At 70.8% G+C, this 14,759-nt stretch carries 14 protein-coding genes; 8 read left to right on the forward strand and 6 right to left on the reverse strand.

What is annotated here, in order from left to right; genetic code table 11:
• The first annotated feature begins 92 nt into the window (after nucleotides 1–92).
• Nucleotides 93–989 carry a sterol desaturase family protein gene (locus IF22_RS0105825; protein ID WP_036410865.1) on the forward strand — a complete coding sequence of 299 codons (897 nt, stop codon included), beginning with the start codon at nucleotides 93–95 and terminating at the stop codon, nucleotides 987–989.
• Here IF22_RS0105825 and IF22_RS0105830 read toward each other — a convergent pair.
• Together IF22_RS0105830 and IF22_RS0105835 are read right to left on the reverse strand one after the other, a co-directional pair.
• Entirely contained in the window at nucleotides 934–1,431 is a 498-nt protein-coding gene (locus IF22_RS0105830; protein ID WP_030329252.1) for an SRPBCC family protein, read from the reverse strand. The genes IF22_RS0105825 and IF22_RS0105830 overlap by 56 nt on opposite strands.
• Complete coding sequence (locus IF22_RS0105835) at nucleotides 1,428–2,063, reverse strand: DivIVA domain-containing protein (RefSeq protein WP_030329254.1); 636 nt, start codon at nucleotides 2,061–2,063, stop codon at nucleotides 1,428–1,430. Before IF22_RS0105835 ends, IF22_RS0105830 begins: the two co-directional genes overlap by 4 nt.
• 156 nt (nucleotides 2,064–2,219) lie before the next feature.
• Between IF22_RS0105835 and folP the strand changes: the two genes are divergently transcribed.
• Nucleotides 2,220–3,089: a dihydropteroate synthase gene (gene folP / locus IF22_RS0105840; RefSeq protein WP_030329255.1), complete on the forward strand. Its 870-nt coding sequence runs from the start codon at nucleotides 2,220–2,222 to the stop codon at nucleotides 3,087–3,089.
• A gap of 67 nt (nucleotides 3,090–3,156) precedes the next feature.
• On the opposite strand, the gene ndhC is transcribed toward folP, so the two are convergent.
• On the reverse strand, nucleotides 3,157–3,534 hold the full coding sequence (gene ndhC / locus IF22_RS0105845; RefSeq protein ID WP_030329256.1) for an NADH-quinone oxidoreductase subunit A: 378 nt from the start codon (nucleotides 3,532–3,534) through the stop codon (nucleotides 3,157–3,159).
• Nucleotides 3,535–3,665: 131 nt separating this feature from the next.
• Between ndhC and IF22_RS0105850 the strand changes: the two genes are divergently transcribed.
• The 3 genes from IF22_RS0105850 to IF22_RS0105860 all read left to right on the forward strand — a co-directional run bounded on the left by IF22_RS0105850 (nucleotide 3,666) and on the right by IF22_RS0105860 (nucleotide 8,304).
• Entirely contained in the window at nucleotides 3,666–5,150 is a 1,485-nt protein-coding gene (locus IF22_RS0105850; protein ID WP_030329257.1) for a hypothetical protein, read from the forward strand.
• A 279-nt stretch (nucleotides 5,151–5,429) separates the two neighbouring features.
• On the forward strand, nucleotides 5,430–7,277 hold the full coding sequence (locus IF22_RS0105855) for a 2-oxoacid:acceptor oxidoreductase subunit alpha (protein WP_030329258.1): 1,848 nt from the start codon (nucleotides 5,430–5,432) through the stop codon (nucleotides 7,275–7,277).
• A complete protein-coding gene (locus tag IF22_RS0105860) occupies nucleotides 7,270–8,304 on the forward strand; it encodes a 2-oxoacid:ferredoxin oxidoreductase subunit beta (protein WP_030329260.1) in 1,035 nt (344 codons plus the stop codon). The genes IF22_RS0105855 and IF22_RS0105860 overlap by 8 nt, the downstream gene beginning before the upstream one ends.
• Before the next feature lie 75 nt (nucleotides 8,305–8,379).
• Here the strand turns inward: IF22_RS0105860 and IF22_RS0105865 are convergent, their stop codons facing one another.
• Both IF22_RS0105865 and IF22_RS0105870 read right to left on the reverse strand, forming a co-directional pair.
• Nucleotides 8,380–10,137, reverse strand: a complete 1,758-nt coding sequence (locus IF22_RS0105865) for a trypsin-like serine protease (protein WP_051708199.1) — start codon at nucleotides 10,135–10,137, stop codon at nucleotides 8,380–8,382.
• 467 nt (nucleotides 10,138–10,604) lie between these two features.
• Nucleotides 10,605–11,249, reverse strand: coding sequence for an FMN-dependent NADH-azoreductase (locus IF22_RS0105870; protein ID WP_245233536.1), 645 nt, complete (start codon nucleotides 11,247–11,249; stop codon nucleotides 10,605–10,607).
• An 82-nt stretch (nucleotides 11,250–11,331) separates the two neighbouring features.
• On the opposite strand from IF22_RS0105870, the gene IF22_RS0105875 reads away from it, so the two are divergent.
• Nucleotides 11,332–11,808 carry a MarR family winged helix-turn-helix transcriptional regulator gene (locus IF22_RS0105875; RefSeq protein ID WP_156057341.1) on the forward strand — a complete coding sequence of 159 codons (477 nt, stop codon included), beginning with the start codon at nucleotides 11,332–11,334 and terminating at the stop codon, nucleotides 11,806–11,808.
• 102 nt (nucleotides 11,809–11,910) lie between these two features.
• On the opposite strand, the gene IF22_RS0105880 is transcribed toward IF22_RS0105875, so the two are convergent.
• Nucleotides 11,911–12,924 carry a potassium channel family protein gene (locus IF22_RS0105880; RefSeq protein ID WP_030329269.1) on the reverse strand — a complete coding sequence of 338 codons (1,014 nt, stop codon included), beginning with the start codon at nucleotides 12,922–12,924 and terminating at the stop codon, nucleotides 11,911–11,913.
• Between the two features lie 166 nt (nucleotides 12,925–13,090).
• Between IF22_RS0105880 and IF22_RS0105885 the strand changes: the two genes are divergently transcribed.
• Both IF22_RS0105885 and IF22_RS0105890 read left to right on the forward strand, forming a co-directional pair.
• Nucleotides 13,091–13,603, forward strand: coding sequence for a SigE family RNA polymerase sigma factor (locus IF22_RS0105885; RefSeq protein ID WP_030329271.1), 513 nt, complete (start codon nucleotides 13,091–13,093; stop codon nucleotides 13,601–13,603).
• Between the two features lie 11 nt (nucleotides 13,604–13,614).
• A complete protein-coding gene (locus IF22_RS0105890) occupies nucleotides 13,615–14,733 on the forward strand; it encodes a hypothetical protein (protein WP_030329273.1) in 1,119 nt (372 codons plus the stop codon).
• Nucleotides 14,734–14,759 lie beyond the last annotated feature (26 nt).

The raw sequence follows: 14,759 nt of genomic DNA on the forward strand, positions 1-14,759 counted from the left end.
CCGTCCGGCTGCCTATCGTGCTTGTTACCGACCGGTAGGTCGAGGTCACCCGACGGTGCGCCCCCGACCGGTGACGGCGAGCGGAGGCCACGGTGAAGGAATTCCCGGACATCATCGCCTGGTCGATCCCGGCCTTCGTGCTGCTCATCGTGCTGGAACGGGTCTCCTACCTGCTGCACCGCGACGACGACGAGGTCGGCTACGGCGGCGCCGACACCGCCACCAGCCTGACCATGGGGCTGGGCAGCCTCGTCGCCGACCTGCTCTGGAAGGTGCCGATCGCCGCCGCGTACGCGCTGCTCTACGCCCTCACCCCGCTGCGGGTCGCCGAACTCTGGTGGACCTGGCCGCTGGTTCTGCTCGCGCAGGACTTCTGCTACTACTGGTCGCACCGCAGCCACCACGTGATCCGCATCCTCTGGGCCTCCCACGTGGTGCACCACTCGTCGCAGCGGTTCAACCTCTCCACCGCACTGCGCCAGCCGTGGACCGGCCTCACCAGCTGGGTGTTCTACCTGCCGCTGATCGTGGTCGGCGTCCACCCGGCCGTTGTCGCGTTCTGCGGCTCGGTCAACCTGCTCTACCAGTTCTGGATCCACACCGAACGGATCGACAAGATGCCGCGCTGGTACGAGGCGGTGTTCAACACCCCGTCGCACCACCGGGTGCACCACGCGTCACAGGGCAGCTACCTGGACCGCAACTTCGGCGGCATCCTCATCGTCTGGGACCGGCTCTTCGGGTCGTTCGCCCCGGAACGGGAGCGCTGCGTGTACGGCCTGACCAAGAACGTCGGCAGCTACAACCCGGTCCGGGTGGCCTTCCACGAGTACGCCTCGATCGCCCGCGACCTGCGCGCCGCGGCGAGCTGGCGGCAGCGCGCCGGGTATCTCTTCCGGGCACCGGGCTGGCAACCGGCACCGGGCCGCACAGTCAGGGCAGCCGGCCCTGCTCGACCAGACGGGCAAACCTCTTCAGTGCCTGGGTGAGGCCGAGCTTGGAGCCGGGCCAGAGCACCGGCCAGGCCAGTCGACCGGCCCGCCCGCCCGGCAGGTGGAACCACTCGTGCCAGACGACCTGGGTGCGGTCCCGGCCCAGCTGGGTGCAGCGCAGCACCCCCGGGCCACGCAGCAGCTGGCCGTGGTGCACCACGCCGATCTCGTACGGCTCGTCGACCCGGACCACCCGCATCTCGTCGCGCAACGTCGCCCGGCCGAGCGCGGTCACCGCCTCGATCCGGCTGCCCTCACGCCCGTCGCCCTCGACCACCCGGACCCGGGTGAACGGGATCCAGTCCGACTGCCGTTCCCAGGCGAGCAACGCGGCGAAGACCCGCTCCGCCGGGGCGTCCACGATCACCGTGGCGGTCACCTCGCCGGCACCCGGCTGGGCCGCCTCCCGAAGATCGTCAGCGCCCGCCGGGTCGGTCACGCCGACTCCGACCGAACCACCGCGTCGCGCTGCTCGGTGCCGTCGGCGGACGCGGCGGCGGTCTGCCCACGATCGGCCGACTCGTCGACGGCGGGCGCCACCCCGTCGGAGTCCGCCGCGGACGAGGTGGCGGCGGGCACCGGACCGGGGGCCGTCGAGCCGACCGGGGCCGAGCCGGCCTCGGCGGTCAGCGGCGCGTCCTTACCCGGCTCGGCGGTCTCACCGGGCTCGGCAGCCTCGGTCGGCTCTGCCGCGTCGGCGGTCGCCACCTTGCTGGTGGACTGTTCGCGGGCCTGGCGCAGCGCGTCCGCGTCGTCGGTGCGTCCCTCACGCAACGCGATGACCTCCGACTCCAGTACGCCGATCAGCTCGGACTTGTAACCGATGTCGTAGGCGGCACGGCGCATCGCCTGATCGACCTGGTCCATCCGGTACCCGCGCAGCCCGGTGTCGAAACGGACCGCCCCCACGTCGGATTCGCGTAACGGGCGAGTGCCGGGCAGCGCCACGGCCTGCGAATCCGGCTCGGCCGGCACCAGGCCGGGATCACGGCCGCTGACCAGCACCGTCACGCCGAAAATCACCGCCGCGACGGTCAACGCCACGACCAGGAGGAGCAGAAGCTGACCCATGTACTGATCGTGGCATGGCAGCCGGCCCGGAGCGACCCCGCCACCCGCCTCGATCACGATCGACGCCGCCGCCCGCCCGGAATCGCGCACGGGCGACCGACTAGCGTCGGGACCGGCCGACGCGGCGGCGACGGCGCGAACTTCCAGGAGGCGGACATGGCCGGGGCGCTTCGGCTCGGTGGGCACACGTTCGCCCCCGGCGAGCTGGTGGTGATGGCGATCATCAACCGCACGCCGGACTCGTTCTTCGATCGAGGGGCCACCTACGCCGCCGACAGCGCGCTCCGCGCCGTGGAGCGGGCGGTGGACGAGGGCGCGGCCATCATCGACATCGGCGGGGTCAAGGCCGGCCCCGGCGCGGAGGTGGGCGTCGCCGAGGAGATCCGGCGCACGGTGGACACCATCGCCGCCGTCCGGGCCGCGTTTCCGCAGGTGGTCATCTCCATCGACACCTGGCGTGCCGAGGTGGCGACGGAGGCCGTGGCGGCCGGCGCCGACCTGCTCAACGACACCTGGTCGGGCGCCGACCCGGCCCTGGTGCGGGTGGCCGCGCGGACCGGCGCCGGCCTGGTCTGTTCGCACGCCGGCGGCCTGACGCCGCGGACCAGGCCGCACCGGGCCGCCTTCACCGACGTGGTCGCCGACGTGGTCGCGACGGTGACCGGGCTCGCCGAGCGCGCGGTGGCGGCAGGGGTACGCCCCGACGGCATTCTCATCGACCCGGCGCACGACTTCGGCAAGAACACCCGGCACTCGTTGGAGATCACCCGTCGGCTGGACGAGCTGACCGGGACCGACTGGCCGGTGCTGGTGGCGCTCTCCAACAAGGACTTCATCGGCGAGACGTTGGGTCTGCCGGTGGCCGAACGGCTGGAGGGGACGCTCGCCGCGACGGCGGTCTCGGCCTGGCTGGGCGCCCGGGTCTTCCGGGCCCACCAGGTCGGCCCGACCCGCCGGGTGCTGGACATGGTGGCCTCGATCCGGGGCGACCGCCCGCCCACCGCGACCCGCCGAGGGCTCGCCTGACCGGTTGTCGCCGTAACCGACCTCGTTCGGGCGGACGGGCCGACACGATCGCCGGAGGCCGGTGCGCTCAGGTCCAGCGGAGGATGTTCCTACGCCAGGCGTAGAGGATGCCCAGCGCGAGCACCGCCACGAACACCGCCATCTCGACCACCGTCACCAGGCCGAAGCCCGGCCGGTCGAAGACCACCGCCCAGGGGAAGAGGAACACCGCCTCGACCGCGAACAGCACGTACAGGTAGGCGTACACGTAGTAGCGGATCTGCATCTGCGCCCAGTCGGCGCCGACCGGATCGAGCCCGCACTCGTAGCTGGCCCGCTTGCCCGGCGGGTCGGCCGGACGCGTCGGGCGTAACACCCGGTTGGCGGAGAACGCCGTAACGAAGAAGAGGACGCTGGCGAGCAACAGCAGCCCGAGCGTCGCGTACGAGCCCAGGTATCCGGTCACAGTCGGCAGCCTACCGCCCGCCCCGGACGCGCTGTCCCCAACACGTTACGGATTTGTTTCCGGATGGGACTAGTGCACTGTGGCAACTGTTACCGAATATTGGACACCCCACCCACGGCACCGGAGGACAGATGGCCCGCGTGAAGGCACCGCCCGGCAACCGGGCGGAGGGGCGGCGCCGCACGCCAGTGCTGGCGCTCGCGCTCGGCCTGTTCGCGGCGCTCGCCCTGGGACCTGCCGGCGCCAGTGCGGCCACACCGGATACGGAACCGGTCCTCAGCTCGGCCGGCCCGGTCAACGAGCCGGGAGACGGGCCCCCGACCACGCCGGCGCAGGAGCCCACCCCGACCGAGGATCCGGGCGGTGAACCGGGGCCGACCGAGCCGGCCCCGGAGACCACCGCGCCACCACCGGAGACGACGCCACCAGCACCGGTGACCACCGCACCGGAGGTCCCGCCGGTGCCGACCACCGTCGCGCCCGCGCCGGGCGGCACCACCCGACCGCCCAGCCCGGCTCCCCCGGTGCCGCCGACACCTGTGGCCCCGCCAACGCCGCCGGCTCCCGCGACACCCCCGGCTCCGCCGGTCCACCCGTCCGCGCCGGGTTCGGCGGCACCACCGCGGAGCCCGCTGGGCGTGCAGGTCACCACCGGTGACGTCACCCTCGGCGAGGCGTACTGGAACGCGGCGCGCACGGCGGCCACCCTGCAGGTCACCGTGCGGAACACGGGTACCACCACGCAACGGATCCGGCTCTCGTACACGCTGCCCGTCGGGCTGAGCGACGCCGGCACCAAGGGCTGCGTCGCCGCCGGTGGTGGCGCGTACCGCTGCGGGGCCTGGACGGCGGAGGCGGGCGTCCGGTTCAGCACGGTGCTGCGCCTGCGGGTCGCCGGCACGGCGTGGAAGCAGATGCCGCTCAGCGGCTCCGTCCGGGTCATCGCGGACGCACCGGGAGTCGCCGGCGAGGCGACCGACGACCAGGGCTTCGCGGTGCTCTTCCCACCCGGTCCGCCGGTGCCCGGGATCGCGCTCGCCGCCGACGAGGTGGCCTTCGACATCAGCGGCAGCCCCGGCACCCTCACGCTCCGGCTGGGCAACACCGGCACGGTGGACGCCGCCGGACGGGTCGAGGTCGTCCTGCCGGCCGGGGTGACGGTGCCGACCCCGCCGTCCGGTTGTGTGGCGGTCGACCCGTCGCGTACCCGCTGTGACGCCGGGATGGTGCTGGCCGGCACGACCGCCGAGGTGCGGCTGCCGGTGGAGGCGACACCGCAGGCCCAGCGGGAGGCTCCGCTGTCCGGTGCCGTGATCGGTCAACTCGATCCTCGCAGCGGCCCGACCCGTCGGGTGCAGATGAGCTTCCGGATCACCGCGGCGGCCGCCCTGGCCACGCCGGTGGTCTCCCCTCCCGCACCGACCGGCTCGCAGGGCGTCCTGCCGGCCGGCGCCGCGAGCGGAGACGGCGGGTTGACCTCGGTGCAGCGCACCGCTGTCATCCTGATCGTGGTCTCCACGCTGTTGGTGGTGCTGGCCCTCACGCTGGCCATGACCTCGCTGCGCCGCCGGTTCGGCGGCCCGCCGCCCGAGCCCGCCACCAACCCCGCCGACTGATCGACGGACGACCCCGGCCCCGCCCGGCCGGGGTCATCGACGCGTCCGGGGGTGATCTGAATTACGGCGGGCGGGACGTAATACCGCAAAGGCGGGCATTTTTCACCACCGTCTGGTCCCAGTCGGCGGACCTCCGGCGATAGTTAGGGCTCCCTTAGACGTAGGCTCTCAGGTGAGGAACGACAGCGGCCGGACCAGCCTGGGGCGGTGCGGTGAAGCGTTGCGTCAAGGAGGTTCCGTGGCCGGGCAAGCCCCGCAGTCGCGAACGAAGGTGGCACAGTGACCAAGCAGATCCGTCAACTCGACCGGGTCGTCATCCGGTTCGCCGGCGACTCCGGCGACGGCATGCAGCTGACCGGCGACCGGTTCACCTCGGAGACGGCGCAGCTCGGCAACGACATCTCCACGCTGCCAAACTTCCCCGCCGAGATCCGGGCTCCCGCCGGGACCCTGCCGGGTGTGTCGAGCTTCCAGGTGCACTTCGCCGACTACGACATCCTCACGCCGGGTGACGCGCCCAACGTGCTGGTGGCGATGAACCCGGCGGCGCTCAAGGCCAACCTGGCCGACCTGCCGCGCGGCGCGGACATCATCGTCAACACCGACGAGTTCACCAAGCGCAACCTCGCCAAGGTCGGCTACCAGACCAGCCCGCTGGACGACGACTCGCTGGCCGGCTACGTCGTGCACCCGGTGGCGCTGACCTCGATGACTGTCGGCGCGCTCGCCGCCCACCAGGTGTCCAAGAAGGACGCCGAGCGGTCGAAGAACATGTTCGCGCTCGGCCTGCTCTCGTGGATGTACTCCCGGCCCTTCGAGTCGACCCTGCGCTTCCTGGAGCGCAAGTTCGCGGCCCGTCCGGAGCTGGTCGCCGCGAACGTCGCCGCCTTCAAGGCCGGCTGGAACTTCGGCGAGACCACCGAGGACTTCGCGGTCCGCTACGAGGTCAAGCCGGCGAAGATGCAGCCGGGCACGTACCGCAACATCACCGGCAACGCGGCACTCTCGCTGGGGCTGGTCGCCGCCGGGGTCCGCTCCGGGCTGCCGGTCTTCCTGGGCGCGTACCCGATCACGCCCGCGTCGGACATCCTGCACGAGCTGAGCAAGCACAAGCGCTTCGGTGTCCTCACCATGCAGGCCGAGGACGAGATCGCCGCGGTCGGCGCCGCACTGGGCGCCTCCTACGGCGGGTCGCTCGGCGTGACCACCACCAGCGGCCCCGGTGTGGCGCTCAAGAGCGAGACGATCTCGCTCGCGGTGGCGCTGGAGCTGCCGCTGGTGATCGTCGACGTGCAGCGCGCCGGCCCGTCGACAGGCATGCCGACCAAGACCGAGCAGGCCGACCTCAACATGGCGCTCTACGGTCGGCACGGTGAGGCGCCGATCGCGGTGATCGCGCCCCGCTCACCGTCGGACTGCTTCTTCGCGGCGCTGGAAGCGGCCCGGATCGCGCTCACCTACCGCACCCCGGTGATCCTGCTGTCCGACAACTACGTCGCCAACGGCTCCGAGCCCTGGCTGCTGCCCGACGTGGAGTCGCTGCCCGACCTGCGGGTCGAGTTCGCCACCAAGCCCAACGGCGAGGACGGCACCACCTTCCTGCCCTACCTGCGTGACCCGGAGACCCTGGCCCGGCCGTGGGCGATCCCCGGCACGGCGGGCCTGGAGCACCGGATCGGCGGTCTGGAGAAGGCCGACAAGACCGGGGACATCTCCTACGACCCGGCCAACCACGACTTCATGGTGCGCACCCGGGCCGCCCGGATCGAGACGATCCCGGTGCCGGACATCGAGGTGGAGGACCCGGACGGCGACGCCCGGGTGCTGGTCCTCGGCTGGGGCTCGACGTACGGGCCGATCGGCGCGGCGTGCCGCGGCGTGCGCCAGCGCGGTCTCTCCATCGCCCAGGCGCACCTGCGGCACCTGGCACCGATGCCGGCCAACCTCGGCGAGGTGCTGCGCTCGTACGACAAGGTGGTCATCCCGGAGATGAACCTGGGCCAGCTCGCCCACGTCATCCGGGCCCGCTACCTGGTCGACGCGATCAGCTACAACCAGGTCCGCGGCCTTCCGTTCACGGCCGCCGAGCTGGAGACGACGCTGGAAGAGGTGCTGAAGAATGTCTGAGCCCGTCGCCGTCAAGCTCACCGCGAAGGACTTCAAGTCCGACCAGGAGGTGCGCTGGTGCCCCGGCTGCGGTGACTACGCGATCCTGGCGGCCATCCAGCAGTTCATGCCGGAGCTGAACATCCCCCGGGAACGCACCGTCTTCGTCTCCGGGATCGGCTGCTCGTCGCGCTTCCCGTACTACATGAACACGTACGGGATGCACTCGATCCACGGTCGGGCCCCGGCGATCGCGACCGGCCTGTCGGTGTCCCGGCCGGACCTGTCGGTCTGGGTGGTCACCGGCGACGGCGACGCGCTCTCCATCGGCGGCAACCACCTGATCCACGCGCTACGGCGCAACGTCAACCTCAAGATCCTGCTGTTCAACAACCGGATCTACGGTCTGACCAAGGGTCAGTATTCTCCGACGTCCGAGGTCGGCAAGATCACCAAGTCCACGCCGGCCGGCTCGGCGGACGCCCCGTTCAACCCGCTCTCGCTCGCCCTCGGCGCGGAGGCCAGCTTCGTCGGCCGGACCATCGACTCCGACCGCAAGCACCTGCAGTCGGTGCTGCGGGCCGCCGCGGAACACGAGGGCTCGGCCTTCGTGGAGATCTACCAGAACTGCAACATCTTCAACGATGGGGCGTTCGACCAGCTGAAGGACCCGTCCACCCGGGACGACTACCTGATCCGCCTGGAGCACGGGCAGCCGATCACCTTCGGTGCCGACGGGCGGTTCTGCGTGGTGCACCCGCCGGGCGGTTTCGGCCTCGAGGTTCGGGACACCAGCTCGGTGCGCCCGGAGGAGATCGTCGTGCACGACGCGACGGTGACCGACCCGGCGTACGCCTTCGCGCTGTCCCGGCTGCCCGGCCTGGACCTGCGCAACACCCCGATCGGGGTGTTCCGCTCGGTGGACCGGCCGTCCTACGACAGCGTGGTGCAGGGTCAGCTGGCGGCCGCCAAGGCGACTGTCACCGAGACCCCCGAGCAGCAGCTCGCCGGTCTGCTGGGCAGCGGTGACACCTGGACGATCGTCTGATCGTGCGACAACGGGAAGGGCCCGCAACCGGTTGGTTGCGGGCCCTTCCGTTTCGTTACCGCTGGAACAACCGGATCAGAAGACCAGGTTGAAGGCGCCCCAGCCGGTGCCGACGACCTTGCCGCTCGAGTCGATCCACTGGCCGTAGCCGTTGGTCGTGTAGAGCCGCATGTCGCCCTTGCTGTTGACGCCCAGCATGTCCATCATGTTGTCGCCGCTCCAGTCGCCCGGAACCATGATGTTCTTGAAGCCCTGCCAACCGCTGCCGATCTTGGTGCCGAGCGGGTTGGTCCAGCCGCCCTTGCTGTCGGACTGGTACATCTTCAGGTCACCGGTCGAGGTGCGACCGATCAGCACCTCACGCCCGTCGCCCTTCCAGGCCCCGGGGGTGAGGAACAGGTTGAAGCCGTTCCAACCGTTGCCGATCTTGGTGCCGAGCGGGTTCTCCCAACCGCCCGCACCATTGCTGGTGTAGCGGATCAGGTCACCGTTGGACTTGCGCACCAGCAGGCTCGGCCGGTTGTTGCCCAGCCAGTTGTTCGTCACCATGAGCGCGGTGAAGCCCTGCCAACCGGTGCCGACCTTCTTGGCGCCTCCGACGAAGTTGCCCTTGCCATCGGTGTTGTAGAGGAACAGCTCACCGTTGGGCTTCATCGCCATGATGGAGGGCTTCTTGTCGCCGTTCCAGTTGTAGACCCGGAAGACGCGGCTGTAGATGTTCCAGCCCGTGCCGATCTGGCGAGCCATGTAGAAGCCGCCGTACCCGTTGTTGGAGAAGCCACTGCCGTAGTACAACCCCAGGTTGCCGGCGGAGTCGCGGGCGAGCAGGTCGGTGTGACCGTCGCCGGACCAGTCCGCGTTGACCAGCGCCGGACGGGTCAGGTCCGCCTTGATCGAGTTGTTGTAGTAGCTCAACCGCTCGTAGTAGCCGGGCGAGGAACCACACGGCTCGAAGCCCCAGTCGGTGATGCCGACCTGGACCCCGTTGACGAGCAGCGGACCGCCCGAGTCGCCAGCGCAGGTGTCGCTGCTGGGGGCGGCCTTGGTGCCCGAGCCGGCGCAGATCATCCGGTTGGCAAAGTAGAGCCCGTCGGCGTTGCAGTCCGCATCGGACCGCATCGCAACGGTCGCCTTGCGCAGCCGACTGTCCGGCTGCTGCTCACCCGACGTGGTGATGCCGTAGCCCGCGATCTGGGCCGAGGTGCCGGCCGCGTACGGCTTCTGGTCGCCCTGGGCGCTCAGCGACACCGCGGTATACGCGCTGGGCAGGTTCTGCTTCAGCGTGAGGACCGAGACGTCGTCGACGATCGGCGCGTTGGGGTCGTTGTACTGCTGGGCGATGTTCCAGCCCGGGTGGGTCCAGGTTGAACTGACCTCGGCGACGTACCCGCTGCCACCGACGATCTGGCCATTGCTGTCGACCAGCCGGTCGTTGCCGGCGATGACCCGAGTGGTGCCGGGACCGTCGGCGGTGCAGTGCGCGGCGGTCAGCACCTTGTTACGGGCGATGATCGTGCCGGTGCACCAGTACCAGTAGAAGTCCGGGCCGTCCTGGAGGGTGGTGACGATACCCACGATGTACGGAAACTCGGAGGCACTGGCCAGGGTCCCCTGGAAGACCTTGGGAGAGGCACCCGTGCCGGACTGGAAGGCCCGGCCCTGGGCGCCCGGCTTGGGAAGCGTGAGCTTCCCCTTGTGCAGGTTCGGCAGCTTGCTCAACCGGTCCGGTCGCGAGCTGCTCGCCGCGTCGTAGACGCCGCCGCCGGTGGGGGCGGCCTGAGCACTGGTCGTGGGTGCCACGGCCGCCACGCCCGTGAGGGCGAGGCCCGCCACGACACCGGCGTACCACCGCCGTCGGGCTCCTGCGGATGTTGCCACTTCAGCCACTGATTGCTTCCCGTCGTTCGATTAACGAGGCACTCGGAGCTGCCCGGGATGACCTGCGGGGGACGCGACGGGTGAACGACGAAACACACATGGGCGAATCCGCCCGAACTGAAGATTTTCCCCGTCGTGCCTGCGCCAACGACGCTGCGCCGACACGTCCCGGCAGCGACACCCATTGACAGCTCTAAGCCGGGACACCGTAGCAAGGGTTCGGTCAGGAAGCTGCCCGGTAAGGGGTTTTCTCCATGATCCGAAACCGGACCGCGACGAAACCGATGGGGTCAGGGCAGCCACGACTCATCCGGACGGGTTGCGGCCCTCAGCCACCCGGTGCACAGAACTGGATGTCCCGGGCCGGAGGGTGGCCGTCCGGTGTGGACCGCCACCCTCCGCTGCGACGAGGCAACCGACAGTCAGCGGGCGGCACCGGCCGGTGGCCAGAGATTGTCGATCTCCTTCTCGGCCTGCGCGAGGCTCGCCTCGTGCAGCGGGATCAGCTCGGCCATCGCCGGCACCGACGGCGCCAGGGTCAGCTCGGCACTGATGAAGCGCGGCCGCAGGCCGGTCAGCGACAGGCCGTGCGGGAGCCACGGCTCCGCGTGGTCCCAGCCGTTGCGCGGGGCTCCCTCGCCGTATCCGCCACCTCGGCTGGCGAGCACCACGAACTCGCGGTCACCGAGCAGACCCTCCTGTGTCGTCGGGTCGTACGCCAGCCCAGGAACGATCAGGTGGTCGACCCAGGACTTGACGCTGCTGGGCGCGCCGTAGTTGTAGAGCGGCAGCCCGAGCAGCACCACGTCGGCCTGCTTCACCTCGTCGACCAACCGCTCGCTGAGCTCCCAGGACTCGCGCTGGGCCGGCGTGTGCTGATCCGGCGGCGTCATCCGGGCCAGCCCGCCGGCCGCGTCCAGGTGCGGGAGCGGGTCGGCGCCCAGATCCCGGTAGGCCACGGTGCCGCCCGGGTGGGCCGCACGCCATGCGTCGACCGCGCGGGCGGTGAGCCGCCGACTGACGGACCAGTCACCTCGGATGCTCGAATCAATATGCAGCAGGTGCATTATTCCTCCTCCAGGAATCGTCTGCGAAGCACCAACTATTTATAGCAAGCCGATGTTCCGTCAGCTCGGTAGACTGGGTCACATGTCCGCCCAGCCGCTCGACTCCTCGGAGCACCGCTCGGGCGCCCTCCTGGACCACCTGGCCCGGCGGATACGACTGCGGTCGGAGTCGGTGCTGGCGCCGCTGGGGCTACGCCCCCGGCACCTGGTCGCGCTCACCGTGCTGCGGGCCGGCGGCGGCACCGGTCAACAGGCGCTCGCCGCCACCCTCGAGATGGACAGCACCAACATCGTCGGGCTGCTCAACGACCTCGAAGCGAAGCAGCTGATCGAGCGCCGACGCTCCCCCGAGGACCGCCGCCGACACGTCGTCGAACTCACCGAAGATGGGGCAAAACGCCTCAGCGAGGCCGAATGCGCCCTGGCCGGCGCCGAGGACGAGGTGCTGGGCGCGCTGAATCCCGTCGAGCGGGAGACGCTCTACGAGTTGCTCAACCGGGCCGCCACCGGCACGGTCAACTGCGCCGAGGTGATCTGCGGCACCGACGACCCCCGCTGACGCTGCGCCCCTGCTGACGGTGCCGCACCTCAGCGGCGCGGCTGTCCAGCAGCGGTCACGCCGACGGCGGGGCGGTCACACCGGCCAACAGCGGTGCCAGGATCAGGCGGTAGTGGCCGACTGCGGGCGGTCGTCGCGTACGTGCACCAGCATGTCGCCGGTCTCGATCACCGCTCCGGCCCGGTCGGCCAGGGTGACCACCTTGCCCCGCCGCACCAGGGCGATCACCAGCGATTCCAGCTCACGCGGTGAACGGCCCACCTCGTCCCGCTCGGCGGAACGCATCGCCAGCGCCATGCCCTGGCCGGGGGTGAGCAGGTCCTCCACCACGTCGATCAGCGGCGGCGCCGAGGTGGACAGGCCGAGCAGCCGGCCCGCCGTGGCCGAGGAGACGATCACGTGGTGCGCACCGCTCTGCTTGAGCAGCGGGGCGTTCTCCGCCTCCCGGGCCGCCGCGATGATCCGGACCTGCCCGGCGGTGAGCTGCCGTACCGTCAGCGCGACCAGCACCGACGCGTCGTCGCTGTCGGTCGCGATGATCACGGCCTTGGCGCTCTTGACATGTGCCTCGTTCAGCACCGACGACCGGGTCGCCGAGCCCTCGATCGCCACCAGCCCGGCGGAGGTGGCCTGCCGCAGGGCGGCGGCGCTGCGCTCCACCACCACGATCCGCGAGCGGTCCAGACCGTTCTCCATCAGCGCGGAGACCGCGCTGCGCCCCTTGGTGCCGTAGCCGCAGATGATGACGTGGTCCTTCACGGCTCTCCTCCACCGCGACAGGCGACGGCCGGTCCGGTACTGCTCGGTCAGAACTTCCAGGGTGGTACCGACCAGGATGATAAGGAAGATCACTCGGGCCGGGGTGATGAAGAGGACGTTGACCAGCCGGGCCGACGGCGCAGCCGGGGTGATGTCCCCGTAGCCGGTGGTCGAGAGCGACACCACCGCGTAGTAGAAGCAGTCCAGGAGGGTGAGGCCGTCCTCATTGACATCGCGGTAGCCGTCCCGGCCGAGGTAGACCGCGGCGACCACGGCGAAGACCAGGCCCAGGGCGGCGGCGAGCCGGAGGCTCAGCGCGCTCAGCGGGCCCCGACGCTGCGCGGGAAAATGGATCACCGTCGAACCTGCTCCCCCGCCGTCGCCTGCACGCCCACAACATAGCGGGTACACCGGCGACCGCACGTCGGGGTCGCAGCGGACAACCTGCGGCCCGCCCGCACCCGACTACCGGACGACAACGACGACCCGGTGCAGGCCGGCAGACGGAGGGGGCGCGACCCTCGTGACGACGAGCGGCGGACGGCGAACCGAGGCCGACGACGAATACACCGAGTACGTCCGGTCCCGGATGGCGCAGTGGCGACGCACCGCCTACCTGATGTGCGGGGACTGGGACCGGGGCGACGACATCCTGCAACGGGTGCTCACCGAGCTGTACCGAAACTGGCCCAAGGCCCGCCAGGCCGACCACCTGGACGCGTTGGTGCGCACCATGCTGCTGCGGCGGCTGATCGACGAACGGCGGTTGCGGTGGGCGCGGGTCCGCCTCGGCGGCGCGCTGCCCGACGCGTCCACCGCTTTTCCCGACCCGAGCGACCGGATCACGGTGGTGGGCGCGCTGCGCCAGGTACCGCCACGGCAACGCGCGGTGCTGGTGCTGCGGTACTTCCAGGACCTCAGCGTCGAGGAGACCGCCCAAGCCATGGGCTGCTCGACGGGGACGGTGAAGAGCCAGACCGCCAAGGGCCTGGCCACCCTGCGCACTCTGCTCACCCCCACCCTGACCGGCAACTGAGAGGAGCGACGATGCTCGACGAACGCCACATTGGCGACCTGATGCTGACCGAGATCGAATCGGCCGAGCGGCCCTCGGAGGTGCTGGACGTGCGGCGGGCGATGCGCACCGCACGGCGGCAACGCCGCCTCGCCCACGGAGCCGGCGCCGCGCTGCTGGCGGTGGCGCTGACCGTCGGCGGGCTCACCGTCCCCGACCTGCTGACCCCGGACCGGTCGCCGGCCCCCGCACCGGTGGGCACCGCGGCCGGCAAGGGTCGGACCGGGCTACCGGCCGCGCTCACCACGGTCGACCCCCAGCGGGCGTACGTCCGGTTCGGCTGGCTGCCGGACGGGCTGCGGAATCTCCAGTACCAGGCCGGACTGCTGCTCTCCGGTCCGGGCGTGTACCTCAGCGCGTCCAACGCCCCCGGCAGTGGCCAGTGGAAGGGCGTCGCTGTCACTCTCTATCCGAAGGGGGTGCAACCCCCGGCCCCACAGCGGGACAGCGGCGAACCGGCACAGCCCGGTAAGACCACGCCCGGCCCGGAACTGAACGGTGGCACCAGCACCTTCGCCTCCTACAGCGGGGCCGAGCAGCCGGAGGCGATCCTGCGCTGGCGGTACGCCCCGGACGGCTGGGCACAGCTCAAGGTGGTGGGCGTGGGAGCCGACGTCCAGAGCACCGCGGCCCAGGTGGCCAGGGCGCTGCGGTTCGGCGACGAGCCGACCCCGATGCCGGCCTCGGTGGCGGGTGTACCGGCATCGCTACAGGTGATCACGGTCGACGTGCAGGAGTCGCTGGACGAGCCGAACGACTGGTACGCGTCGACCACCTGGGCACCGCGGTCGAGCACCGGCGATCCTGGCCAGCAGCGGGCTCGCACGATGACGGTGAGCGTCTCCCGCTACCGCAACATCACCGATCCCACCGACAACAGGTACGTCGAACCGAACACCACGGTCGCCGGACACCCGGCACGGTTCGGCGGACAGAACGGCAACGAGTCGCTGACCGTCTACGACGTGAACGGGGCGAACGTGACGATCGACGACAGTGCCCTGCTGCCCACCGGCGGCACCAGGGCACTGTTCCCGACGGTCACGCTGGTGCCCGAGCCGGCCAGCTGGCGCACCCACCTGGGTCGGTGACGTGTCGGGCCCGCGCCGTGCGGCGG

The organism is Micromonospora parva, from assembly GCF_000718515.1.
In the GTDB taxonomy this organism is placed as follows: Bacteria; Actinomycetota; Actinomycetes; order Mycobacteriales; family Micromonosporaceae; genus Micromonospora; species Micromonospora parva.